Annotated in this window: 23 protein-coding genes and 1 tRNA gene; 10 read left to right on the top strand and 14 right to left on the bottom strand. The window is 58.4% G+C overall.

Annotation, left to right across the window (positions count from 1 at the left end; all coding sequences use genetic code 11):
- Positions 1-109: 109 nt before the first annotated feature.
- Positions 110-1,936, top strand: a complete 1,827-nt coding sequence (locus AAIH70_RS17565; protein WP_245519223.1) for a hypothetical protein — start codon at positions 110-112, stop codon at positions 1,934-1,936.
- A 101-nt stretch (positions 1,937-2,037) separates the two neighbouring features.
- Here the strand turns inward: AAIH70_RS17565 and AAIH70_RS17560 are convergent, their stop codons facing one another.
- Positions 2,038-2,265, bottom strand: a complete 228-nt coding sequence (locus AAIH70_RS17560; RefSeq protein ID WP_132276250.1) for a hypothetical protein — start codon at positions 2,263-2,265, stop codon at positions 2,038-2,040.
- A gap of 248 nt (positions 2,266-2,513) precedes the next feature.
- Here AAIH70_RS17560 and xseA point away from each other — a divergent pair, with 248 nt between their 5' ends.
- The 3 genes from xseA (at position 2,514) to AAIH70_RS17545 (ending at position 4,687) form a co-directional block, all read left to right on the top strand.
- Positions 2,514-4,127: an exodeoxyribonuclease VII large subunit gene (gene xseA, locus AAIH70_RS17555; RefSeq protein ID WP_132276248.1), complete on the top strand. Its 1,614-nt coding sequence runs from the start codon at positions 2,514-2,516 to the stop codon at positions 4,125-4,127.
- Between the two features lie 27 nt (positions 4,128-4,154).
- On the top strand, positions 4,155-4,511 hold the full coding sequence (locus AAIH70_RS17550; RefSeq protein ID WP_132276246.1) for a SelT/SelW/SelH family protein: 357 nt from the start codon (positions 4,155-4,157) through the stop codon (positions 4,509-4,511).
- Between the two features lie 89 nt (positions 4,512-4,600).
- Positions 4,601-4,687: transfer RNA gene (locus AAIH70_RS17545), tRNA-Leu, on the top strand.
- Between the two features lie 253 nt (positions 4,688-4,940).
- Here AAIH70_RS17545 and AAIH70_RS17540 read toward each other — a convergent pair.
- The 4 genes from AAIH70_RS17540 to AAIH70_RS17525 form a co-directional block, all read right to left on the bottom strand.
- Positions 4,941-5,291, bottom strand: a complete 351-nt coding sequence (locus tag AAIH70_RS17540; protein ID WP_132276244.1) for a hypothetical protein — start codon at positions 5,289-5,291, stop codon at positions 4,941-4,943.
- 101 nt (positions 5,292-5,392) lie between these two features.
- The gene (locus AAIH70_RS17535; RefSeq protein ID WP_132276242.1) at positions 5,393-6,241 is read right to left on the bottom strand and encodes an NlpC/P60 family protein; all 849 of its coding nucleotides are present in this window, start codon (positions 6,239-6,241) and stop codon (positions 5,393-5,395) included.
- An 18-nt stretch (positions 6,242-6,259) separates the two neighbouring features.
- On the bottom strand, positions 6,260-6,610 hold the full coding sequence (locus AAIH70_RS17530) for a MarR family transcriptional regulator (RefSeq protein WP_132276240.1): 351 nt from the start codon (positions 6,608-6,610) through the stop codon (positions 6,260-6,262).
- Positions 6,611-6,703: 93 nt separating this feature from the next.
- The gene (locus tag AAIH70_RS17525; protein WP_132276238.1) at positions 6,704-8,101 is read right to left on the bottom strand and encodes a leucyl aminopeptidase family protein; all 1,398 of its coding nucleotides are present in this window, start codon (positions 8,099-8,101) and stop codon (positions 6,704-6,706) included.
- Between the two features lie 127 nt (positions 8,102-8,228).
- On the opposite strand from AAIH70_RS17525, the gene AAIH70_RS17520 reads away from it, so the two are divergent.
- Entirely contained in the window at positions 8,229-9,077 is an 849-nt protein-coding gene (locus AAIH70_RS17520) for a tetratricopeptide repeat protein (RefSeq protein ID WP_132276236.1), read from the top strand.
- Between the two features lie 110 nt (positions 9,078-9,187).
- On the opposite strand, the gene AAIH70_RS17515 is transcribed toward AAIH70_RS17520, so the two are convergent.
- The 9 genes from AAIH70_RS17515 to AAIH70_RS17475 all read right to left on the bottom strand — a co-directional run bounded on the left by AAIH70_RS17515 (position 9,188) and on the right by AAIH70_RS17475 (position 17,972).
- Positions 9,188-10,162 (bottom strand): type II secretion system F family protein, encoded by a 975-nt coding sequence (locus AAIH70_RS17515; protein WP_132276234.1) that lies wholly within the window; start codon positions 10,160-10,162, stop codon positions 9,188-9,190.
- 10 nt (positions 10,163-10,172) lie between these two features.
- Positions 10,173-11,186: a type II secretion system F family protein gene (locus AAIH70_RS17510; protein WP_132276232.1), complete on the bottom strand. Its 1,014-nt coding sequence runs from the start codon at positions 11,184-11,186 to the stop codon at positions 10,173-10,175.
- Position 11,187: 1 nt separating this feature from the next.
- Positions 11,188-12,666: a CpaF family protein gene (locus AAIH70_RS17505; RefSeq protein WP_132276230.1), complete on the bottom strand. Its 1,479-nt coding sequence runs from the start codon at positions 12,664-12,666 to the stop codon at positions 11,188-11,190.
- A gap of 32 nt (positions 12,667-12,698) precedes the next feature.
- Positions 12,699-13,985: an AAA family ATPase gene (locus tag AAIH70_RS17500; protein ID WP_430035008.1), complete on the bottom strand. Its 1,287-nt coding sequence runs from the start codon at positions 13,983-13,985 to the stop codon at positions 12,699-12,701.
- Between the two features lie 31 nt (positions 13,986-14,016).
- On the bottom strand, positions 14,017-14,706 hold the full coding sequence (locus AAIH70_RS17495) for a CpaD family pilus assembly protein (RefSeq protein ID WP_132276228.1): 690 nt from the start codon (positions 14,704-14,706) through the stop codon (positions 14,017-14,019).
- 59 nt (positions 14,707-14,765) lie between these two features.
- Complete coding sequence (locus AAIH70_RS17490) at positions 14,766-16,241, bottom strand: type II and III secretion system protein family protein (RefSeq protein WP_132276226.1); 1,476 nt, start codon at positions 16,239-16,241, stop codon at positions 14,766-14,768.
- On the bottom strand, positions 16,238-17,026 hold the full coding sequence (cpaB, locus tag AAIH70_RS17485; protein WP_132276224.1) for a Flp pilus assembly protein CpaB: 789 nt from the start codon (positions 17,024-17,026) through the stop codon (positions 16,238-16,240). Before cpaB ends, AAIH70_RS17490 begins: the two co-directional genes overlap by 4 nt.
- A gap of 118 nt (positions 17,027-17,144) precedes the next feature.
- Positions 17,145-17,669 (bottom strand): A24 family peptidase, encoded by a 525-nt coding sequence (locus AAIH70_RS17480; RefSeq protein ID WP_132276222.1) that lies wholly within the window; start codon positions 17,667-17,669, stop codon positions 17,145-17,147.
- Positions 17,670-17,786: 117 nt separating this feature from the next.
- Complete coding sequence (locus AAIH70_RS17475; RefSeq protein WP_132276220.1) at positions 17,787-17,972, bottom strand: Flp family type IVb pilin; 186 nt, start codon at positions 17,970-17,972, stop codon at positions 17,787-17,789.
- A 395-nt stretch (positions 17,973-18,367) separates the two neighbouring features.
- On the opposite strand from AAIH70_RS17475, the gene AAIH70_RS17470 reads away from it, so the two are divergent.
- From AAIH70_RS17470 to AAIH70_RS17450, 5 genes are all read left to right on the top strand, one after another.
- Positions 18,368-18,772 carry a pilus assembly protein N-terminal domain-containing protein gene (locus AAIH70_RS17470; protein WP_132276218.1) on the top strand — a complete coding sequence of 135 codons (405 nt, stop codon included), beginning with the start codon at positions 18,368-18,370 and terminating at the stop codon, positions 18,770-18,772.
- A gap of 208 nt (positions 18,773-18,980) precedes the next feature.
- Positions 18,981-19,607, top strand: coding sequence for a TadE/TadG family type IV pilus assembly protein (locus AAIH70_RS17465; protein WP_132276817.1), 627 nt, complete (start codon positions 18,981-18,983; stop codon positions 19,605-19,607).
- A complete protein-coding gene (locus tag AAIH70_RS17460; protein ID WP_430035003.1) occupies positions 19,604-20,263 on the top strand; it encodes a TadE/TadG family type IV pilus assembly protein in 660 nt (219 codons plus the stop codon). The genes AAIH70_RS17465 and AAIH70_RS17460 overlap by 4 nt, the downstream gene beginning before the upstream one ends.
- Positions 20,264-20,387: 124 nt before the next feature.
- Positions 20,388-21,608 carry a phosphopentomutase gene (locus tag AAIH70_RS17455; protein WP_132276216.1) on the top strand — a complete coding sequence of 407 codons (1,221 nt, stop codon included), beginning with the start codon at positions 20,388-20,390 and terminating at the stop codon, positions 21,606-21,608.
- Positions 21,608-22,630, top strand: a complete 1,023-nt coding sequence (locus tag AAIH70_RS17450; RefSeq protein ID WP_132276214.1) for an adenosine deaminase — start codon at positions 21,608-21,610, stop codon at positions 22,628-22,630. The genes AAIH70_RS17455 and AAIH70_RS17450 overlap by 1 nt, the downstream gene beginning before the upstream one ends.
- Positions 22,631-22,653 lie beyond the last annotated feature (23 nt).

Raw genomic sequence — 22,653 nt, 5'->3', positions numbered from 1 at the left:
GTAAATCATCGGAAAGACGCTCCGACTGCGGAGATTTTACTATTTCTTGAGAAGGTTAAATCTAGGTTTCGTCCAGTTAAAAACATGCGGGACGACGATGACGACTTTAATGGCGAGCAAAAACGGCGGCGACCTGATGGGACAGCCGGCGCGAACGACCGTGTTGCGACCGCTCGTATTTTATTGCCTTGCCGTGGTCATCGCCATTCTGGTGACGAAGCTGCCGAATGCCACGGATTATGTCGGCCAGGACAATGACGACATCATGCGGCTGGTGGAAATCCGCGACTGGTTTTCCGGTCAGGGCTGGTTCGATACGCACCAGTATCGGCTGGGTCTCGATGGCGGAACATTGATGCACTGGTCGCGCTTCATCGACCTGCCGATCGGCGCGATGATCCGCTTCTTTTCACTGTTCGTTGCAGACCCGCAGGCCGAGGCCATTGCCCTTGCCATCTGGCCGGTGTCGACGGCCGTTTTGCTTCTCGTCGCAGTCGGCATCGCCGCCCGCCGCGTCGGCACCGGTGCGACCGTCCATATCGCGCTCGGGCTTGCCTCGATTTACGTCTACACATCGATCCGTTTTCATCCCGGCTCGATCGACCACCACAATGTTCAATTGGTTCTGATCATGACGATCGCCGCGATGCTGGTCGATCCTCTCCATCAGACGCGAAGCTATGCGATCGCGGGTGTTGCCGCGGCGCTCGCCATTGCGATCGGTGCCGAAACCGTTCCGATGGTTGCGATTGCCTGCCTTTGCGTGACCCTGCAATGGGTCTGGCACGGCAACAGTTTTCGCCACGCGGCCCGCGCGTTCGGTCTTTCACTGGCCCTGTCGATCACAGCTGCGTTTCTCGCCACTGTGCCACCGCAGCTTTATTCGACGGTGACCTGCGACAACCTTTCCCTCGGTTTCCAGGCGCCGACTGCGCTCGGCGGTGCCGGGCTCTTCCTTTGCAGCCTGCTGCCGGCCCGCAGCGGTGTGGGATTACGGTTCGGCGCAATGCTGGTGCTCGGTATCGTGGTTCTTCTTGCAACAAAGCTGATCGCACCGGAATGCCTCGGCAGCCCGCTCGCCAATCTTGACCCGATGCTCGTCAAGCTTTGGCTGAACAGCGTTACCGAAGCACAGTCCATTTTCGGCGAGATGCGCAAGGAACCCTACATGGTCGGCTATTTTTATGCCGTCGGCCTGTTCGCCCTCGCTGTCTGCGGTTTCGAGATCATCCGTGGTGAACGAACCGAGTTTCACCTGATCATGCTGGCGCTGATCGCCACCGCCTGGGGCGTGGCGCTGATCCAGCTGCGTTCCTCCTTCTTCGCCAATGCATTGAGCATCCTGCCGCTGGCAGTGGTGATTACCGGGCTGAGGCAGCACGCGGCCAAGGAACCGGAAAACATGAATACCGGCCTTGCCTATATTCTCGGGGTGCTGGCATCCGTGCCGGTCATCTGGGGATTTTTCGGCATCGTGGCGCAGGAGGGCGTGCGCAATTCGTTCGATCTCACCGCCGTTTCGAAATCCGGAACACCGAGCGCGGAGCTTGGCGAATGCGGTAGCCCAGCCGAATGGCAGGCACTGGCAGCTCTGCCTCCGGGTCTTGTCGTCTCGCCTTCCAACAGCGGTGCGGAAATCCTGCGCTTTACCCATCACCGGGCGATCGCCGCTCCCTATCACCGCAATCAGGGCGGCATGCTGACAGAACTGCATATCGGCTTGGCCACGCCTTCCGAAGCCGAAGCATTTTTCCGCGGTGCCGGTGCATCCTATCTGGCCTTCTGCAAGAACGACCCGCAGACAGAAAACCTCATCGCCATGAAACCGGACGGCCTTTATGCGGCGCTGGCGGGTGGCAATGTGCCGGCATATCTCGAACCGCTGCCATCTCCTGATCCGAACGGCTTCAAGTTCTTCCGCTTCAACGGTCAATGATCAACAAACAAAAAGACCCGAAAACCGCGGACGGTTTTCGGGTCTTTTTTTGTTTGGACGACAATCAAGCCCGTCCCCTCGATAGCGGAGGGTTGCGGCGATCAGGCTTCCGCGGTGCGGCGGGAAAACACCAGCATGCCGGCAACAAGGCCAAAAATGCCGATATTGTAGCCGCCGAGAACCACGGCGAGATCAATGAAGGACACAGGCCCGGTCAACGCGGCAGCGCCAAATGCGCCAATGATGAGCACAGCAACGAGCGCTATGGAGAAGGCCGATCGCAGCATCGCGGCAGTGAGGCCCAGAGTGACAGCGGTAAGAAACAGCACTGATAATCTCCTGTTACTTTCTTTTTATGCCTGCAAGCCTAGGGCGAACTTGCTAAGAAAGATTACCGAGACACCATCCGATTTCTCGTCGATTGAAACTAGGTTTAACCGTTGCTGAACGGCATGTTTCAATTTCGAAGCAATCCACATCCCGCAGGCATAAACTTGGCCCTATGCATCTGGCCAATACTGCGCCCTGTCATCGCCCGGTGATTTGATTTGCGCTAAAAACCCACTAATTTCGCGGCATGAACAGAATGTCCGCAACCGATTCGCCTTCCAACCTGACCGAGTTTTCGGTCTCCGAACTGTCCGGCTCCATCAAGCGGACAGTGGAGACGGCTTTCGACCATGTGCGAGTGCGCGGCGAAATTTCCGGCTATCGCGGCCCACATTCTTCCGGCCACGCCTATTTCTCCTTGAAGGACGACCGGGCGCGTATCGATGCGGTGATCTGGAAAGGTTCGTTTTCGCGGATAAAGTTCCGTCCCGAAGAGGGCATGGAAGTGATCGCCACCGGCAAGATCACCACTTTTCCCGGCTCGTCCAAATACCAGATCGTTATCGAGGCAATGGAACCGGCCGGCGCCGGCGCGCTGATGGCGCTTTTGGAGGAGCGCAAGCGCAAGCTCGGCGCCGAGGGACTGTTCGATCAGGCGCGCAAACGCCCCCTGCCCTACATGCCGCAGGTGATCGGCGTCGTGACCTCGCCGACCGGCGCCGTCATCCGCGACATTCTCCACCGCATCACCGATCGTTTTCCGGTGCATGTGATCGTCTGGCCGGTGAAGGTGCAGGGCGAAGGCTCCGGCGACGAGGTGGCGAACGCCATCCGCGGTTTCAATGCGATCGAACCCGGTGGCCCGATACTGCGCCCGGACGTGCTGATCGTGGCGCGCGGTGGTGGCAGCCTGGAGGATCTGTGGAGTTTCAACGACGAGGCCGTGGTGCGTGCGGCAGCCGAAAGCGGTATTCCGCTGATTTCGGCCGTCGGCCACGAGACCGACTGGACGCTGATCGATTACGCCGCCGACATGCGCGCACCGACGCCGACAGGGGCTGCCGAAATGGCCGTACCGGTCAAGGCTGATCTCGAAGCGCAGTTGGCGGGCCTTGCTGCACGGCTGCGCGGCAGTGCCTCGCGCCAGATGGACAATCGCCGCCAGTTCCTGCGCTCGCTGATGCGAGCGCTGCCTTCACTCGACCAGTTGCTGGCGCTGCCGCGCCGTCGCTTCGACGAAGCCGCTTCGGGACTTGGGCGCGGGCTGGAACGCACCGCGATCGCCAAGCGCCGCACATTCGAGCAGGCAAGCGCCGGACTGCGGCTGGATATTCTGACCAACCGCATCGCAACGCAGCGCCGCCATATCGCCGAACAGGTCTTGCGAGCTGACAATACGCTGGAAAGGCGACTGCTGAAGGAACATGGCCGCATAGCGAAAGCATCCGCATCGCTGGCATCCCTGCCCGCACGCCTGAACGGCCAGCTGCAGCGCGAAGGCCAGCGGGTGACGACACTTTCACAGCGCGCCGATTCTGCCGTCAGCCACGCCATGGCGCGCCGGCATTCTTCGATTGCCGCGCAGGACCGCGTGCTGCAATCGCTATCCTACAAGAACGTGCTGAAACGTGGTTATGCGGTGATCCGCGGCGACGACGACGCACCGCTGACGCGCGCTGCTGGCATTTCCTCCGGACAGGCGATTTCGGTTGAATTTGCCGATGGCCGTATTGCCGCCGTGACCGGCGAGGATGGGCCAGTGGATGCGAGCGCGGCCGCGCCGAAAAAACGTCATGCCCCCAGGCCTGCAGCGTCCGACGAGAAAGCATCCACGCCCCCCAAGCAGGGCAGCCTGTTCTGATCGACGCCGTCGGCGAGGAGTTTCGACATGCCTGACACGACAAACACCCAAACCGCCCTCACCCGCCCGCGCATCACCATTCTCTACTGCACCCAGTGCAACTGGCTGCTGCGCGCCGGCTGGATGGCGCAGGAGCTGCTGCAAACCTTTGGGCAGGATATCGGCGAAGTGGCGCTCATTCCCGGCACCGGCGGCAATTTCGAGATTCGCTGCAATGACGAACTGATCTGGGAACGAAAGCGCGACGGCGGCTTTCCCGGACCAAAAGAACTGAAGCAGCGCTTGCGGGACAGGATCTGGCCGGACCGCGATCTTGGCCACACCGACCGGGCCGCAAATGGGGAAAACCCGGAGCCAAAAGAGCCTTCTCAAAACCCTGGCTGACGCATCGCACAAATTTTTTTGCGACTGACACAGAAAGTTCAAAAACGCTGTTGACTTCCCCCGCCTGCCCCCGTACATCGCTCCTCGTTGCCCAGATGGCGGAATTGGTAGACGCGCCAGCTTCAGGTGCTGGTACCCGAAAGGGTGTGGAGGTTCGAGTCCTCTTCTGGGCACCATTCCTATTTAAGATCAGAGAGTTATCGGCCAATTGGCCGGTGACTATGCGAGACGCAAACAAGCGTTTTGGTCAGCTTCGCATGAAGTTTCATGCAACTCTCTGACTTACATTCCTCCTGAAAATTACCGAATTTTCCCTCGCCTAGGATCCTTTGGATTCCTGGGAAAATTGCAGCACAGGACATAGCCAACTGGCGCGGTGGACGCCTACGCAGCTCTAATTTTTGACGGCTCGCGGCTCATCCAAAACAATCAGTTTTCAGGCAGGAAATGCGGGTTGATGCCCGGCACCCAAGGCCGGTTCGGCGGCAGGTCTGTACCGGTATAGGTGAAGCCGTTGCTTTCGCAGCGATAGACCTGGGTCGGAAAATCACGACCGAAGGTGTCGTTACGCCAGCCACGATAATTGCGCACGTAACCGATGCCCGACTCGCACCGGGTATTGTTGCCGTCGGCATCACCATTATCCGCCGTTACCCGGCTCTGCTCCGGCACGACGCCCGGCAGATCCTTGAACGTGGGAGCGCGATCCTGCGCGAGGGCAAGCGCCGGCAAAAGAACCAGCACCATCACAAGCGGCAATATCCAGGCACCTTTGAACATATCAGTCTCCGTATCCGCCCCTACAGATAAGGATGCATTGCGGCCGATGCCATAGCACGGCCGCCACGTTCGCGTGATCTCTGCGCCTCGAGCGCGAACGATCAGAGGATCCGCCGATAACCGGTGGGCTGTTCATAAAGCCAGCCGATCCGCTTGACCGCCGCCTCGAGATTTTCGCGCGCCACCGTCATCGTGTGGCCATTGGCATGCAGAAGCGTTTCCACATCCTCCATGATACCAACATGGCCTTTCCAGAAAACCAGATCGCCGCGACGCAGTTCCTCGCGCGTAATCTCGGTTCCCACCTTGGCCTGCATATCGGTATCACGCGGAAACTTTTGGCCGATCATCATAAGAGCAAGCTGGGTGAGGCCGGAGCAGTCGATACCTATGCCGGAACGGCCGCCCCAGAGATAAGGTGTCTCGATGAAACGCGTGGCAACGGACACGTAATCCTCCAGAACCTCCGAGACCGGGCGGACATGGCCGGACATGACCGCCGTACCATTGTCCACGACGTGATAGTGGTTGCCGCGGGTTTCCGCCTCGCCGACGATCTTGATACGGCTGCCCATGGACAGCACGCCGACATGCGGCTTGCGCAGTTCCGGCTCGGGATAGATGAAACTGCGCGGCACGACGACAAGATGGGTCGCCTCATCAACCGGGCCGATGTGGGCTTCGGGAAGATATCCGACATAACCATCCTCGTCCGCCTGAACCCAGGCCCAACCATCGGCACGATCGAAAACCCGCACCGTTTCACCGATCAGAAGCTCTGTATCAATGCCGCGGGCAAGATCGGGCGCGGGACGTAACGCCGCTACCGGCACGGTAACCTGCGCGGGTTCGCCAGCCGTGAAACGTTGCGCCTCCACTTGGCCCCGCAGGGCTTCATCGGCGAGGTCGGGACGGAATGCGTGGAGACGACGATCGAGGGTGTTGGTCATGCTGCCTCAGGGGTCAAATCAGGGAGTGAGCTTGCGGCCCTCGTCGATGACGAGATCGCCGAATTTTTCAAGATAGAGTGCACCGGCCAGCGTGCGCTTGATGACGACATTGCGGCGATCGCGCTCGTCGCGGACCCGGTCGATCAATGCCATCGCCCCCATCGTATCGAGCGCGCGGGTGATGACCGGCTTGGTAACGCTGAGCGTTGCCGCAAGTCCGCGCACGGTATGCGGTGGCGGCACCATGTAGACATGCAGCAGGATCGACAGTTGACGCAGCGTCAGGTCCGGCTCGTCGCGGCGCACCTGTTCGAGCGTCACCTTCTGCCACAGGCCCAGCGCCTCACTGGCCGTCATTTCTACAGGCATGCCTACTCCAACTTAAGGACACCATTTTCCGCGCAAATGAAAACGGGCGCAAGAGCGCGCCCGTTCATATGGTTTATCGCCAATCCTCCTCGATCAGGCCTTTGCGGCGATTTCACGAATGTGCGTGTACAAGGCGCGAATGGCCTGTGCCTCACCGCCAATCGGCGCATGCGGACGCTCAGCCGGGCACCAGCCGTAGATATCGAAATGCACCCAGCTTTTGGCATTGGAGACAAAATGCTTGAGGAAGAGCGCGGCGGTGATGGCACCCGCCATGCCGCCACCCGGCGCATTGGTGATTTCGGCGGCGCGCGAGCGGATATCCTTCTCGTAGCCCTTGAAGAGCGGCAGGCGCCACATCGGGTCATCGGCCTTATCGCTTGCAGCATAGAGTGCAGAAGCCAACGCTTCATCATCGGTGAAGAACGGCGGCAGATCAGGGCCGAGCGCCACACGGGCCGCCCCCGTCAGCGTCGCCATGTCGATCATCAGGTCGGGAGCATCCTCATCGGCATAGGCCAGCGCATCGGCCAGAACCAGACGCCCTTCGGCATCGGTATTGTCGATCTGCACGGTGATACCCTTGCGGCTGCGATAGATATCGCTCGGGCGGAAAGCGTTGGCGGAGATCGAATTTTCGACCGCCGGCACCAGCACGCGCAGATCGACGTCGAGGCCGGCATCCATGATCATCAGCGCCAGCGCCAGAACATTGGCCGCACCGCCCATATCCTTCTTCATCAGCAGCATGGAAGCGGCCGGCTTGATATCGAGGCCACCCGTATCGAAGCAGACGCCCTTGCCGACCAGCGTGATGGTTTTGGCACCCTTGCGGCCCCAGCGCATGTCCAGCAGACGCGGCGCCTGCGCGCTGGCGCGACCGACGGTGTGGATCAGCGGAAAGTTTTGGGTGAGCAAATCTTCACCGATAATGGACGAGACTTCGGCACCATAATGTTTTGCGAGCGCGCGGAAGGCCGCTTCCAGATTTTCCGGCCCCATGTCGTTGGTCGGCGTGTTGATAAGGTCGCGAGCAAGGAAGACTGCGGCAAGCTGGCGGTCGAGATCCGCCGCATCGGCATCCTCCGAAACTACAAGCTTTGCCTCCTGCGGCTTGTCCTTCAGATAGCGCGTGAACGCGTAAGTTCCAAGGCCGAAGCCAAGGGCGAGCTTTTCTGCCGTAAGAGCGGTCGATTCGATGTGCCACTGCCCCGCCGGCAACGAGCGGCCAAGCTTGCCGGCGGCAAACGGTGCATCGGCAGGCTCGCTGCCAAGGCCGAACAGCGCCGAGGCCAATTCGCCCGATGCGCCGGGCACCAGAAGCAATGCGCCTGATTCGGCCTTGAACCCCGCCGCCTTTGCCCACCCGCTCACGTCTGCCGGTAGCACGCCGGTGTCCAAATCAGCCGGTGTGACCGCATAAACGGGGCGGGACGTGGCGGATTTTGCGGTGAAGGGAGAGGGGCGATCGACAAATTGATAGGGGGACATGGCAGCCTTCGAATGAAGTTTAACGGTCTGTTAGGGTTAACAGATTATTGCTTGAGGCAAGATTGCGCCACCCATGTTTGTAACCCTTTCAGTCGCAGGGGCGCCGGTTCGTCGAGAGATCATCGCCATGCCTGCTTGCCTTTTCGTTTCCGACCACAAGCGCCGCCTTGCCCACACGGCCGCGCTGGTTCTCGTCATGCTGTCCGTTGCCGGCTGCAACAGCACCGGTCGCAACGCGGATCGTCTGACAACGGGTTCGATCTCCAGCCAGAGCACGGCGCGCTCCGAATCCTTCGACGGCATGAATGCAACGCAGCTGGCGAGCGCCGAACAGCGTATCGGCGCGGCGTATGAAAAGACCCCGAAGGACCGCAATACCGGCCTGAACTACGCCAATATCCTGCGCATGACCGGCAAGAACACCCAGTCTCTGGCGGTGATGCAGCAGGTTGTCATCGCGCACCCATCCGACCGCGACGTACTCGCCGCCTACGGCAAGGCGCAGGCAGCCGCCGGCCAGCTGGAACAGGCGCTCAGCACGCTTGCCCGCGCCCAGACGCCCGACCGCCCCGACTGGCGTCTTTACTCCGCCGAAGGTGCGGTACTGGATCAGCTGGGCCGCTCGGAAGAAGCACGGGCAAAATATCAGCAGGCACTTGCCACACAGCCGAACGAACCGAGCGTGGTTTCCAATATCGGCATGTCCTATGTGCTGTCCGGCGATCTGAAAAAGGCGGAAAGCTATCTGCGCGACGCTTCCGGCCAGCCGACTGCCGATAGCCGCGTGCGGCAAAACCTGTCACTGGTGGTTGGCCTTCAGGGCCGTTTTTCCGAGGCCGAAGACATTGCCCGCAAGGAGCTTTCGCAAAGCCAGGCGGACGCCAATGTCGCCTATCTGCGCTCCATGCTTTCGCAGCAAAATTCCTGGGCGAAGCTTGCCGACAAGGATGGCAAGCCGAAGCTGCGGACGAACTGATCCCCTCCCCTCTTCCCTTTCTGCTTGAAGACAAAAAACGCCGGCTCCGTCATCACACGGGCCGGCGTTTTTCGTTCTAAGCGCTTTGATCGAGGCTTTCGCCACAACCGTCAGAAGCGGTCGGAGACCTGCATCATGGCCGGGCCGAGAATGACGGCGATCAGTACGGGCAGGAAGAACAGGATCATCGGTACGGTCAGTTTCGGCGGCAGAGCCGCTGCCTTCTTTTCGGCAGCGTTCATGCGCTCATCACGACCTTCCTGCGCCAGAACACGCAATGCCTGCGACAACGGCGTGCCGTAACGTTCTGCTTGGATCAGCGCCGTGGTGACGGCCTTGACGATATCGAGCTGGGTGCGGATGCCGAGGTTTTCGAGTGCCACGCGACGATCCGGCAGAAAGGAGAGTTCCGCGGTGGTCAGAACCATTTCCTCTGCCAGTTCCGGCGACTGGGTTGCCATTTCCTCGGAAACACGACGCATCGCCGCTTCGATGGAGATACCGGACTCCACGCAGATCAGCATCAGGTCGAGCGCATCGGGCCAGGCGCGCTTGATCGAGTGCTGCCGCTTGCCGATCCTGTTCTTGATGTAGATGTTGGGAACGTAGAAACCGATGGCGCCGACGAACAGAGCTGTTACCAGCCTGGCCTGAAAGATGTAATCCGCCATATTGCCGAGCACGAAAATGTAGACCACAGCAAGTGCCAGAAATACGAATGGCAGCAGGAAGCGCGCCAGCAAAAACATGTTCAGAGCGTTTTGCGTGCGCAGACCTGCAGCGCGCAGACGATTGACGGTATTTTCGTCCACCAGCGCCTTGCGAAGGTTGAAACGCTCAACGATCTGCTGCACCGGCTGATTGCTTTGCGACCTCAGACTGCCGCGCGACTGCTCGTTTGCCATGCGCGAGCGCTCCCGGGCGCGGATCATTTCCCGCTCCGTCGACACCGCCTTCATGCGCTTGTTGAGATTGTCGCCCTCCAGATAGGGTGCGGCGAGAGAATAGAAGGTTGCAAACACCGCCACGGCGACCAGCAACGCGATCAGGGTCATCGGGTCGGTCAGGGTTTTAGCAAGTTCCATTACCGCGTCCCTATATGTCGAAGTTGATCATGTTGCGCATGACGAAAATGCCGATCGACATCCAGATGCCGGAACCGAGCATGATCAGATGGCCACGTGGATCGGTGAACAGGATCGCCATGTAAGCCGGTGATGTAAGAGAAACGAGCGTTGCAACGATAAAAGGCAATGCGCCGATGATGACGGCGGATGCCTTTGCTTCCATCGACAGGGCACTGACCTTGGCCTTCATCTTGCGACGTTCGCGCAGCACTTTGGACAGATTGCCGATGGCTTCGGAAAGATTGCCGCCGGCCTGGCTCTGCAGCGCGATAACGATGGCGAAGAAGTTGACTTCGGACAGCGGCATGGTCTGCGTCATGCGGGTACAGGCCTCGGGAATGCTCAAGCCCACCTGCTGCGATTCGATGACACGGCGAAACTCACCCTTCACTGGCTCCTGGCCATCGCTGGCGATCAGTCGCATCGCATCATTGAGTGGTAGACCCGACTTGATGGAGCGAACCATGACATCGAGCGCATTGGGAAATTCTTCGAGGAACTTGTTCTGGCGGCGTTTGACAATGAAGCCTATCACCCAGCGCGGCAGGCCGACGCCGGCGACGAAACCACCACCGAGTGCGGCATAGATAGGCAGGCCGAAAACGAAGAGAGCCAGCGTCAGGAACAGCCCCAGGCCGACGCTGATCATGTAGAACGCGCCAAGGCTGAGCGACACGCCCGACTGCGCCAGCCTGCCCTTGACGCTCTTGTCGGCCTTCTGGCGGGAGTCTTCCTGTTGCTTCTTTTCCAGCTCTTTCAGCGAATCCTGCACCGATTTGCGGCGCTTGGACATTTCCTGCACGCGATCGCGCGCGGCTTTGGCACGGCCCATATCCGTTTCAGCCGACTTGACGCGATTGAAACGGCTTTCCGTTTTTTTCTCTGTTTCGAGACGGCCGAAAAGAACGCCGTAAGCCACGGCGCCTGCCGATATGGAAGCAAGAAGAATTACACCAAGCGTAATGGGGTCCAGACCGAACATATCAAGCCGACTTCTTTTCCATCTCGTCCAGCGCTGCTGCCAGACGACGATCCTCGTTGAAATAGCGGGCACGATCCCAGAAATGCGGTTTGACGATACCGGTCGACTTATGCCGGCCGACCAGTCGACCATTGGCATCTTCGCCTTCGATCTCGTAGCGCATCAGATCCTGGGTGATGATGACATCACCTTCCATGCCGATGACTTCGGTGATGTGGGTGATGCGGCGCGAACCGTCGCGCAGACGCGCTGCCTGAACAATCACGTCGATGGAGCCGGCAATGATTTCGCGCACGGTCTTGGCCGGCAGAGTGAAACCACCCATGGCGATCATCGATTCCATACGGCTGAGGCATTCGCGCGGGGTGTTGGCGTGGATCGTGCCCATCGAACCATCGTGACCAGTGTTCATCGCCTGCAGAAGGTCAAAAACCTCCGGTCCGCGCACTTCACCGACGATGATGCGTTCGGGGCGCATACGCAGGCAGTTCTTGACGAGGTCACGCATCGTGACCTCGCCTTCGCCTTCGATATTTGGCGGGCGCGTTTCGAGGCGCACCACATGCGGCTGCTGCAGCTGAAGTTCAGCCGTATCCTCGCAGGTGATGACGCGTTCGTCGGTATCGATAAAGCCGGTCAGGCAGTTCAGAAGCGTGGTCTTGCCCGAGCCGGTACCGCCGGAAATGACGACATTGCAGCGGACGCGTCCGATGATCTGCAGGACGGTGGCGCCTTCCGGGCTGATCGAACCGAATTTCACCAGCTGATCGAGCTTGAGCTTGTCCTTCTTGAACTTACGGATGGTGAGCGCAGGACCGTCGATTGCGAGCGGCGGAGCGATGACGTTGACACGCGAACCATCCGGCAGACGGGCGTCGCAGATTGGCGAACTTTCATCGACACGACGGCCGACCTGGCTGACGATACGCTGGCAGATCGATAGAAGCTGCTGGTTGTCGCGGAAACGGATCTCGGATTCGATCGTCTTGCCGCCGACTTCGATAAAAGTCTGGCCGGAACCGTTGACCATAATGTCGGCAATGTCGTCTCGTGCCAGAAGCGGTTCGAGCGGGCCGTAACCGAGAACGTCGTTGCAGATATCCTCGAGCAGTTCTTCCTGCTCGGAGATCGACATCGCGAAATTCTTGATGGTGATGATGTCGTTGACGATGTCGCGGATTTCTTCGCGCGCGCTTTCACCATCGAGCTTGGCCAGCTGCGACAGGTCGATCGTATCGATAAGAGCGGAAAAGACCTGGCTCTTGGTGTCGTAATAGCCCTCTGTCCGGGTAGGCCGCTTGCGGGCAGCCGCCGGTGGCGGTGTATTCGCCTGACGTGTCATCGTCGGAGACGGGGCTTCGGCCAGAACTTCGGGAACGCTGGGGCGCACGGCTGCCGGCTCCGGCACTGGCGGCGGCGCAACCGGAGGCGGGCTGATGCCCGCCTTGCCAAATCCTTCGTTTCCGCGTTTTCCAAACATTCTACGATCCAGTCTTTACGACGTGTTACAGATCAACCGCGACGGAAGCGGCCAAGCACATTGCCGAGGCCGGCCTTCTTGGCGCGTTTTACTGCCGCCCGTCCGGTGACGATGTGCGAGATCTGCGAAAAGGTTTCCGCTGCCGCCGATTTCGGATCGACCTCCGCGATCATGCGACCACTATTGGCGGCATTGCCGAACAGCTGGGCATCGAACGGGATGATGGCGATCGGCTGCATTTCCAGCGGCTCCACGAAATCCGCCGGCGCGATTTCCGGACGCTTGACCATGCCCACCTGATTGAGGACGAGATGCGGAGGACGGTCGTTGGGCCGCAACTTTTTCAGCGCATCCAGCAAGTTCTTGGTGTTGCGCAGATTGGCGAGATCCGGCACGGCCGTGATGACGACCTCATCGACTTCGGCAAGCACCGAGCGTGTCCATTCAGACCATGCATGCGGCACGTCGAGAACGGCCACGGGAGCCGTGCGCTGCAGAACTTCCATGATCGGGCGGAAGGCGCCGCCATCAAAATCATAGGCGCGATCAAGCAAAGACGGGGCAGACAGCAGCGACAGGTGCTGCGAGCATTTCGTCAACAGGCGATCGAGAAACACTTCGTCCAGCCGCTCAGGCGCGAACACGGCCTCGGCAATACCCTGGGCCGGGTCCTGATCGAAGTCGATATTGGCTGTGCCATAAGCGAGATCGAGGTCAGCGAGGATCGTTTCGGTCGAAAAAAGCGACGAAATGCCGAAAGCGCAGTTATGGGCAATGGTCGAAGAGCCGGACCCACCCTTGGCACCGATGAAGGCAACCGATTTGCCCAGCGGTTCAGCGTCGGGATCGACGAAGATCGTCGAAACGGCACTGAGCAGATCCGCCATGGAGACCGGCGCGACCATGTATTCGGAAATGCCGTTGCGGATCAGATCCCGGTAAAGGCCGATGTCATTATAACGTCCGATCAGGATGACACGGGTCGACGGATCGCAGACCTGAGCCAGCGGAGCCAGTTCCGCCAGCAGGTTGCGCGGCTCGGCCTGGGTTTCCAGAATGATCAGGTTGGGCGTCGAGGTGGAGGAAAACATCTGCGCGGCTGCATCAACGCTGCCACTGGTGATGCGCAGGTTGACCTTCGCCATGCGACGGTCATTGGCAAGGCGCTCCATGACACGGTGCAGGCCATCGCTTTCACAAAAGACATGTACGGAAATGCGCGGCAGCGGCCGCATGTTTTCCAGCTCAGATTCGCGCGTGATGTCGTCTTCCGCCTGCGAGGAAGAAGGATTGACGCGATATTCCACGGACCCGATCATGATTTGGTCTCCCTCGTGACGCTCGTCCTCATCAGTTGTCCATGTCCCTAAGCTTCGTGTAAGCGCCGCGGTAATTTTCCATGACCTTGCCCCGCTGTTCTGCGTCCGGCGGCGTCATGCGACGCGGACCGAGAAGATCATGCGGATTGGCGATCTGAGCGGCGAGGTTGCGCTGGCTGGCGCAACCAAAATTATAGTAATTGTCGTTCTGGGTCGTGTTCAGCGTCATGTCCGCTGGCCACTCCCCGCAGGGACTGGTCTGTGCCGTGACCGCGTTAAACGTCAGCCGAAGTGGTGCAGGTTCCCCAGGACCTGCCGCAAACGTCACATGCAATATCTTGTTTTTCGGCACACCCAAGCGCACCATCAGGCGTCGGACGTCGCCGACTGCCGATGCGGCCGCACCGTCATTGATCGAGCCTCTGGGCGTCTGAATCTGGATGATGCCGGTGGAGGCTCGCCGATACTCATCAATGAAACCGGCGATGACTTCGCTTTGTCCGCGCGTCAGCCCCTGGTCGCCCATGGCAACGGGAATGTCGATGGACTTCTGACCTTCGGCGACAACAATCGGATGCCGCGTGCGGTAATCATCCGGGATCGACCCCGTGACAACACGGTCGGCGCAGCCGGAGACGAGCGCCGCCAGGCCGATCACGGCGGCAACGACAGGAAGACGGCCTGCGAAAGCTGTGGGGGCGAGTGTTCTGGCCTTGGTCATGGATCGGCATCTTTCTTGTCGGCTGCCTGCCGGGATGATGGATGTGAAGAGGTTCGCCGTCATTTGTAGATAAACCCGACATTGCCGTGATACGGCTCACTCGGCGCGGCACTCTCACGCCGGCCGTAAATCTTGTTCACGTGGCCGAGGAAAACGCTTGCCGCATCGCTTGCCGGATTGAAGTTGTCATCCGGACGGGAAAGATCGTTGCGGGCAACCGGACGAACCAGATAGGGCGTCGCGATGATGACCAGTTCGGTTTCTCTGCGGTCCGACGTCTTTTTGCGAAAAGCGGCGCCCAGCAGCGGGATCTTGGACGCACCCGGCGTACCGCTCATAGTTTGCTGGGAATCATCTCGGATCAGGCCGGCAAGCGTCATGGATCCACCCGATGGCAATTCAACAACCGTTTCGGCGTCGCGCTTGCGATATTCCGCTCCGCCTGTCGTGCCTTCCAGCGGCTCGGAAACACTGGTCTGAATACGCAAACTGATACGGCCGGATGACAAGACGGTCGGCGTGAAGGCAAGTCCAATGCCGTATTTGTAAGGCGTTACCGTCGTGACACCATCGGGGCCTACGGTGCTATAAAGAATTTCACCTCCGGAATTAAACGTAGCAGACTGCCCCGAAATCGCCGTAAGTGTTGGCTCTGCCAAGGTTCTGATAGCGTTTGCTTGCTCCAGCGCACTCAGAACCATCCCTATACTGAACTTGCCGATATTGCCGCCGGCGGTCGCCTCAATCCCTCCTACGTCAGTTATTGCTTGAAGAACATTTAAGTTTGAACCGGATGCAGAAGCACTACGCGCGAAGGCATTGTCAAAACCGAGCTGCTTCACTACTTCACGTCGGATTTCGGCAACGGTGATCTTCAACATCACCTGATCTTCGCCTTCGACAGCGATCATGTTCTGAATCTGCGACGTCTGCCGGCCCTCATCGCCCGACACGTCTTTGCGACTCGTGGCCTCGCCGCCCTTGAGGAAGATCTTGGCCAGCTGTTCCGCCTTGGCCGAATCCTGTGGTGTGCGAACGTTGCCGCTCAGGACGATGTTGTCCGAGATGATCTCGACCTTGATGTTGGAATCCGGCAGGAACCGGCGCAGGTTCTGTTCGAGACCGGCGATATCGCGTTCGATCTCCAGATCAAGGCTTACGACCTCCTCCCCTTTCGGGCCGAAGATGAAAATGTTGGTCTGGCCGACGGTTTTGCCAAAAAGATAGATGCGGCGCGACGTACGGGTAACCGCGTCGGCGATCGACGGATCGGCAACCAGGATGTCATGGGCATCACTCGGCAGATCCACGACGATGGCCTTGTTGAGACCAATCTTTAGACGGCGGCGGACGCCTGTACCGGCCTCGCTGATGCGAACAATGCTTTCCTGTGCGGCCTGAACCGCAACGGGGCCCAAGTCCAGAAAGCCGTCGCCGATCGGAAAACCTGAAAAAGCGATGCAGAATGACAGGCCCGCAGCAGCCGATGTGCGGAGTTTGTTCTTGAAGCTAACCACCTGAGCGTTCCTGTTCATTGTTGTACCGCCTGCGCACCTGTCACGATCTGTCCGGATTTGATGATCTGAACCTGGCTCTTGTCGCCACCGGCGAGAAGATAATCCGGAACAGTCGTGTCCGGCTCCTGGGCATCGGCAACAGAGCGCAGAACAAGGGACAGCCGGCTGGCCATCTGCTGGGCAACGATAATGACCTTGGTTTGATCAGGCGTGAGTTCCAGCGTCGCGGTCGTGCCGATCACAGCCTTGGAACCATCTTCATTTTCCTGAATCTGCTGGTCGATGGCCAGAACGCGGATATTGCTGAGGATGTCCTCGGTGCGGAAAGTGCCGTCGTCCCCCTTGCGCACCATGATCACGTCGACCCGGTCATTTGGAAGCACGAAACCACCAGCGCCAGTCGCGACCGAGATTTCTGTTGCGACTGCACGCTTGCCGGCGGGAAGGAGCGAGGACATGATGCGGCTTGAGGAGTCAGCCACCTTTTCCGGGCGAACCGGTTCGCCTTCGAACAAAGGCAGGCGAACGACGGCGCCGTTCAGCTCACTGATGGCTTGAGGACGTTCGCGATCCGTAATCAGCCCCTGGACGATACCGCTCTCCGGCCATCCAACCCACCGCAGCGCTTCATCATTGAGCCTGCTGCCCACCGGAAGATTGGCGGCCGAAACGAGCACGTTGACAGTCGGCGCCTGGCGGACGATTTCCTGAACGGTGCTACCGCCCATTTGCATAGCCAGCAGGCCGGCCAATCCGGCCGCGACAACGGCAACTGTGAGGATGATTATACGGGCGGGTTTCATGGCGGCTTCCTGAAGGACTACTTAAGTCTTTCGGGAGAATGGCCGCCAATGGTATAATTATGGTTAATAAGGGACTTACAATTTCGGTTAACGTCCGGTTTCCGAAGTAAAACTGAAGTTAACCGGCTGCGCGCATCGCCATTGCAACGATAGGTGCATACTCGCAGGTCATGAAACCAGCTACCGCGATCGCAATACCGTAAGGAATCTTGCTGGCCGTCGTCAAGGACTGTGGAAGCGCGACCCCCATGGCCAGAACGGTGTTCGAATGCGCGCGAATCATCAAGATGGCAATCGTAAGGATGCCGCCAAGGAAAGCGGTTGCAACAAGAAAAACCAAAAGCTGTTGATTGAAGCCATACCAACATGCCACGGCGGTGAGCAATTTGGCATCGCCGCCGCCCATAACATTGGCGGCAAAAAGCGAGAAGCAGACTACAAACACCACAATACCGGCGACAATCCCCATGCCGATATCCGACAACTCGAGGCCGACAAGCGGCGCAAAAATAAAAAATGACAGCAGAATCACCGCTGGAATAGCATTGGGTATAGTCATTCTCGTAAGATCGCTGATCGCGGCAAGAGCCAAGCCGGCGGGCAGAATACAGAGGACCAGGTACGAAACAGCTATGCCTGCCATGCAACCTCCTAAATCAGCTCGGAATGCCGGTATTCAAACAGCATCCTTAAAACGCACGGAGCCGCCCCGATAAGGCGGCTCCGCGGCAATGTCACCTGAAAGGTGTAAGCCGACGGCTTACTTGTAGGTGCCGGACGCTGTGTTCATCTTGGTCGAGATGTTGACAAACGTGTTGTTCAGAACGCCACCGAGGGTGGTTGCGCCGGCGATCAGGGCGACGGAAATCAGGGCTGCGATCAGGCCATACTCGATGGCGGTCGCACCAGATTCGTCCTTCATGAAACGAGCAAAAATCTTCGACATTCTTCTCTCCTAAATTCTACGTTGTTCTTCAGCACTACCGACAACTGTTGTCCGCTGTTCGGATGAGCAGAACCTAGCGAATGCCGATTTCAATCCGCTTAACGAAATCGGTTACCAGAGAATTAATTCTTGAATGCCAACGGCTTGGTAAACAACAGGCAAATAAAAAGCAGAAACAACCACACGATTTATGACATTCTATATTTGTTCAAAATCAGCGTCTTCGATCAAAGCCTTTATTTCAGAAATACTGCATGTAAGTGCAGCAGGGTCAAAATCACCTGTATAAAGCATCCGGTGATACTATAGTTCCTCATATGGCACTGGATTAACCGGCCATTCACCATTCCGGATCATGCTTGCGCCAACTCGCACGCGTAAAGGCGGTTTGGAACATGTCGCACATCACTACCCTTATTTTATCCATTGCCTTGTCCCTGTCTTCGACAGCCATTGTTCACGCCGACGACGAAGGCGACCTTTTGCGCGTCCATATGAATCATGCCCGCGTGCTGAAACTCGACAGGCCGGTGGCTAAAGTGATTGTCGGAAATTCAAAAGTAGCCGACGCCACCGTCGCCGATCCAATGACAATCGTGCTGACAGGTCACAGCTACGGCACCACCAATCTTGTCCTGCTCGACAAGGAAGGCAATGCAATCGCCGACGAACGTATTCTTGTATCCATCGATGAGGGAAACACGGTTCGTGTGTTCCGCCAGACAGAGCGTTCTATTCTTTCGTGCACGCCCAATTGCGAACAACATGCAGACCTCAAGGCGGATAGCGCCCAGCCCTGATCAAAAGAAGATAGATAGGACATTCGGGTTTTAGAATGTCTCATTTTGGCGCTATCAATTTTTGCGGGTCGCGCGGTCCTCTAATGCGTCAATTGCAGTGGCGATTCAGGCCGGCACACATTGTTTAAACTGTGCATAAACCCGCAACCAAATCTCAACACAAGAACCTTACCATCACGCGCATCCGAATGATGTTTTGCGTATGGACATGTGCACAGATCGTAACGCTGAAAAACCAGGTCCTGACAAGGCCCAATCGAGAAGACCGGTGTTGCGTCGTTTTGCACGGTCGCAAGACGGTGCCGCCGCGATCGAATTCGCAATTCTGGCCATCCCCTATTTCCTTATAGTCTTCGCCATTCTGGAAACCTTTATCGCCTTCATCGGTGAGCAGGTTATCTCAAATGGCGTGGAGGTGATGGCGAGAAAGGTCAGGACTGGCGAAATCAAATCCGCTACCGCCAACGATCCCGTTTTCAAAACAACGTTTCGAACTGCATTTTGCGACGAGATTTCGATCATGGTGTCCTGCTCAGCGGAAGAGATTGCTACCCCGAAGCGGCTTTATCTTGATCTTCGATCATTCAGCAGTTTTGCCGATATTCCTACGGCGGTACCGCGGCAGTCCTCTGCGCAATATGCAGACCTGAAGACTACCGATTTTGGATATTCGCCTGGTGGCGCCAAGAGCATCAACATGCTGCGTGCCTATTATCGCTGGCCTGTTCTGACCGATCTGGTCCGCCCGATGCTGACAAGTGTGCGATCTTCCGACGGCACCGGCGACTTTCTGATTGTCGCCACTGCAACATTCCAGAACGAGGATTACCCGTGAGCGACGCCTTGCCGGAAGCAGTTGAACGTGACGACGCCAAGCTTTCTGCTTCAAAGAGGCCGGAAGATCACTCGCGCGGCATTTTTCTTGGCTTTCGGGCCTATCTTAATGACCGACGTGGGGTCGGTGGTGTCGAATTTGCCATTCTCGCACCAATTTTGCTCGCCGCCTATTTCAGCTGCTTCGAACTGACGATCGGCTTCAGCTTCGCCAAGCGCGCGACAAGAGCGACTGGCACGGTGGGCGATCTGGTGGCGCAGCAGTCTAGCGTCAACAAGGCGTTTCTCGCCACGATGACCAATGCCGCAAAAAGCATTTTCGCGCCCTACGACGTCGATGGTCTGAGCACGACCGCAAAAAATCCGCTGAACATCAGGATCACCGGCGTGCAGATCGACACCAGTGGCAATGCCAAGACTTTATGGTCGTGGCAGCGGACAGGAACTGCACCTTATGCAGTCGGCTCTGCTGTTACCGTGCCGAAGGAAATGCGGATTGCCGAAACTTTTCTGGTGCGAACCGAGTTGGTGGCATCATACCCGCTGATGCTTTTCCTGCCGACCTCCTTCTCGCCAGAAAACCGGGCAATCTCGATGAACCGCGAGATTTTCTACCAGCAGAGAACAGGCGACAAGATCACCTGCAGCGATTGCTGATTCTGGACTGAAGCTAAAGGCACGCACCCACGCCTTTGCCAACCTGCATGTCAGGCTGTATGTAGCGACGATCATACCGGGCAGCCGAAGAAGGCACCCGGCGCTACAACTGCCGGAGGATCGATTGGCGCGTGCTTTCCTTTTCGTTCTGGATTCCTTTGGCGTTGGCGGCGCAAGGGATGCCGCAAAATACAATGACGACGGTTCCAATACGCTCGGCCATATAGCGCAGTTTTGTGCGACCGGAGCCGGCGATCGGGCCGGCCTGAGAGAAGGCCCGCTGAAACTTCCCAACATGTCGTCACTCGGGCTGCTGCATATCGCCAAAGCAGCCAGTGGCGAATTTCCGGCCGGCATGGCGGTGCCCGAACGTGTTTTTGGCCTGCATGGTGCCGCCAACGAAGTGTCACGCGGCAAGGACACACCATCTGGCCACTGGGAAATTGCCGGCACACCTGTCAAATTCGACTGGGGTTATTTTCCGGGCGAAGGCGATGCCTTTCCGGAAGACCTGATCGAGGCGCTCTGCGAAGAGGCAAAGCTGTCGGGCATTCTCGGCAACTGCCATGCATCGGGTACCGACATCATCCAGAAGCATGGCGAAGAGCATATCCGCTCTGGAAAACCGATCTTCTACACCTCTACCGATTCCGTGTTTCAGATCGCCGCGCACGAAAAATACTTTGGACTGGAACGGCTGCTGGACCTGAGCAGGATCGTGCGCAAGCTGGTCGATCCGCTCAATATCGGCCGCGTCATCGCAAGGCCATTCGTTGGCGAAACACCATCGACATTCGAGCGTACCGGCAATCGCCGTGATTTTTCAGTGCCGCCACCGGAGGATACATTGCTCGATCGCCTGATCGCCGCTGAACGAAAGGTTCTGGCCGTTGGCAAGATCGGCGACATCTTTGCGCATCGCGGCGTGAGCCAGGTGATCAAGGCCAATGGCAATACGGCGCTGATGGACAGGACGCTGGAAGCGATCGATCAGGCGAAAGACGGCGATCTCGTCTTCACCAATTTCGTCGATTTCGACATGCTTTACGGGCACCGCCGTGACGTTGCCGGTTATGCAGCGGCTTTGGAGGAGTTCGACCGTCGCCTGCCGGAAGTCCACGCCAAAATGAAGCCGGGTGATCTTCTGATCATGACTGCCGACCACGGCTGCGACCCGACATGGCGCGGCACAGACCACACCCGCGAGCGGGTGCCGGTCATGGCGCTCGGCCCCGGCATCCGTGCCCGCGATATCGGTATCCGCAGCACCTATGCCGATATCGGCGAAACGATTGCTGCCCATCTGGGCATTGCAGCCGGAAAACACGGACGGAGCTTCTTGTAATGCCAATTGACACTGCACGCATGCTGAAAGCCGAAATCCATTGCCACATCGAAGGTGCGACGCCGCCTGAACTGGCGCTGCGGCAGGCGCAGAAATACGGGATCGACGTCAGCAAGATCCTGCGCGATGGATCCTATGTCTGGTCGGATTTTTCCGAGTTCATCGTCTGCTATGATGCCGTTGCCTCGCTTTTCCGCACCAAAGCCGACTACGCGCTTTTGACGGAAACCTACCTGACGGAACTCGCCGCTCACAACACCATCTATAGCGAGCTGATCGTTTCACCGGATCACGGCGATCGCATCGGTCTTGGTGCCGACGCCTATCTCGCCGGCATCTGCGACGGTATTTTTGCCGCGAAGGAAAAGACGGGTATTGAAGCGCGCATCATCGTCACCGGTGAGCGCCATTTTGGTGTCGACCGGGTGATCGGCGCTGCCGAATATGCGGCGCGCGCCAAGAACCCGTTGGTGACCGGCTTCAACATGGCAGGCGAGGAACGAATGGGCCGGGTCGCGGATTATGCCCGCGCCTTCGATATCGCCCGTGATGCCGGATTTGGGTTGACCATCCATGCCGGCGAGGTCTGCGGCGCCTTCAGCGTTACCGATGCGCTCGATATCATCAAGCCGTCGCGGATCGGCCATGGGGTTCGCGCCATCGAGGATGCGGCACTGGTGGAACGATTGGCGGAAACCGGTATCGTGCTGGAAGTCTGCCCCGGATCGAATATCGCCCTTAACATCTATCCCGATTTCCAGGCGCATCCTCTGCGTCGCCTGAAAGAAGCCGGCGTACGAGTGTGCCTCAACTCCGACGACCCGCCATTCTTCGCAACGTCGCTGGCCAGGGAATACCGGATTGCCGCCGATGAAATGGGTTTTGAACGCGAGGATATCGACGTGATGACGCGCACTGCGCTGGAAGCCGCGTTCATTGATGACGATACGCGCAAGGTGCTGCTGGATCGTTTCGACGCATATGTGCAAAGCGGTGCGAAAGCAGCTGTGAAAGACGCCTGAACGCTTGGATTCACGCGCCGTCC

The organism is Neorhizobium sp. BT27B (assembly GCF_050455485.1).
In the GTDB taxonomy this organism is placed as follows: Bacteria; Pseudomonadota; Alphaproteobacteria; order Rhizobiales; family Rhizobiaceae; genus Neorhizobium.
The sequence above is the reverse complement of the archived record's forward strand: the minus strand, read 5'-3'. Positions and strand labels throughout refer to the sequence as shown.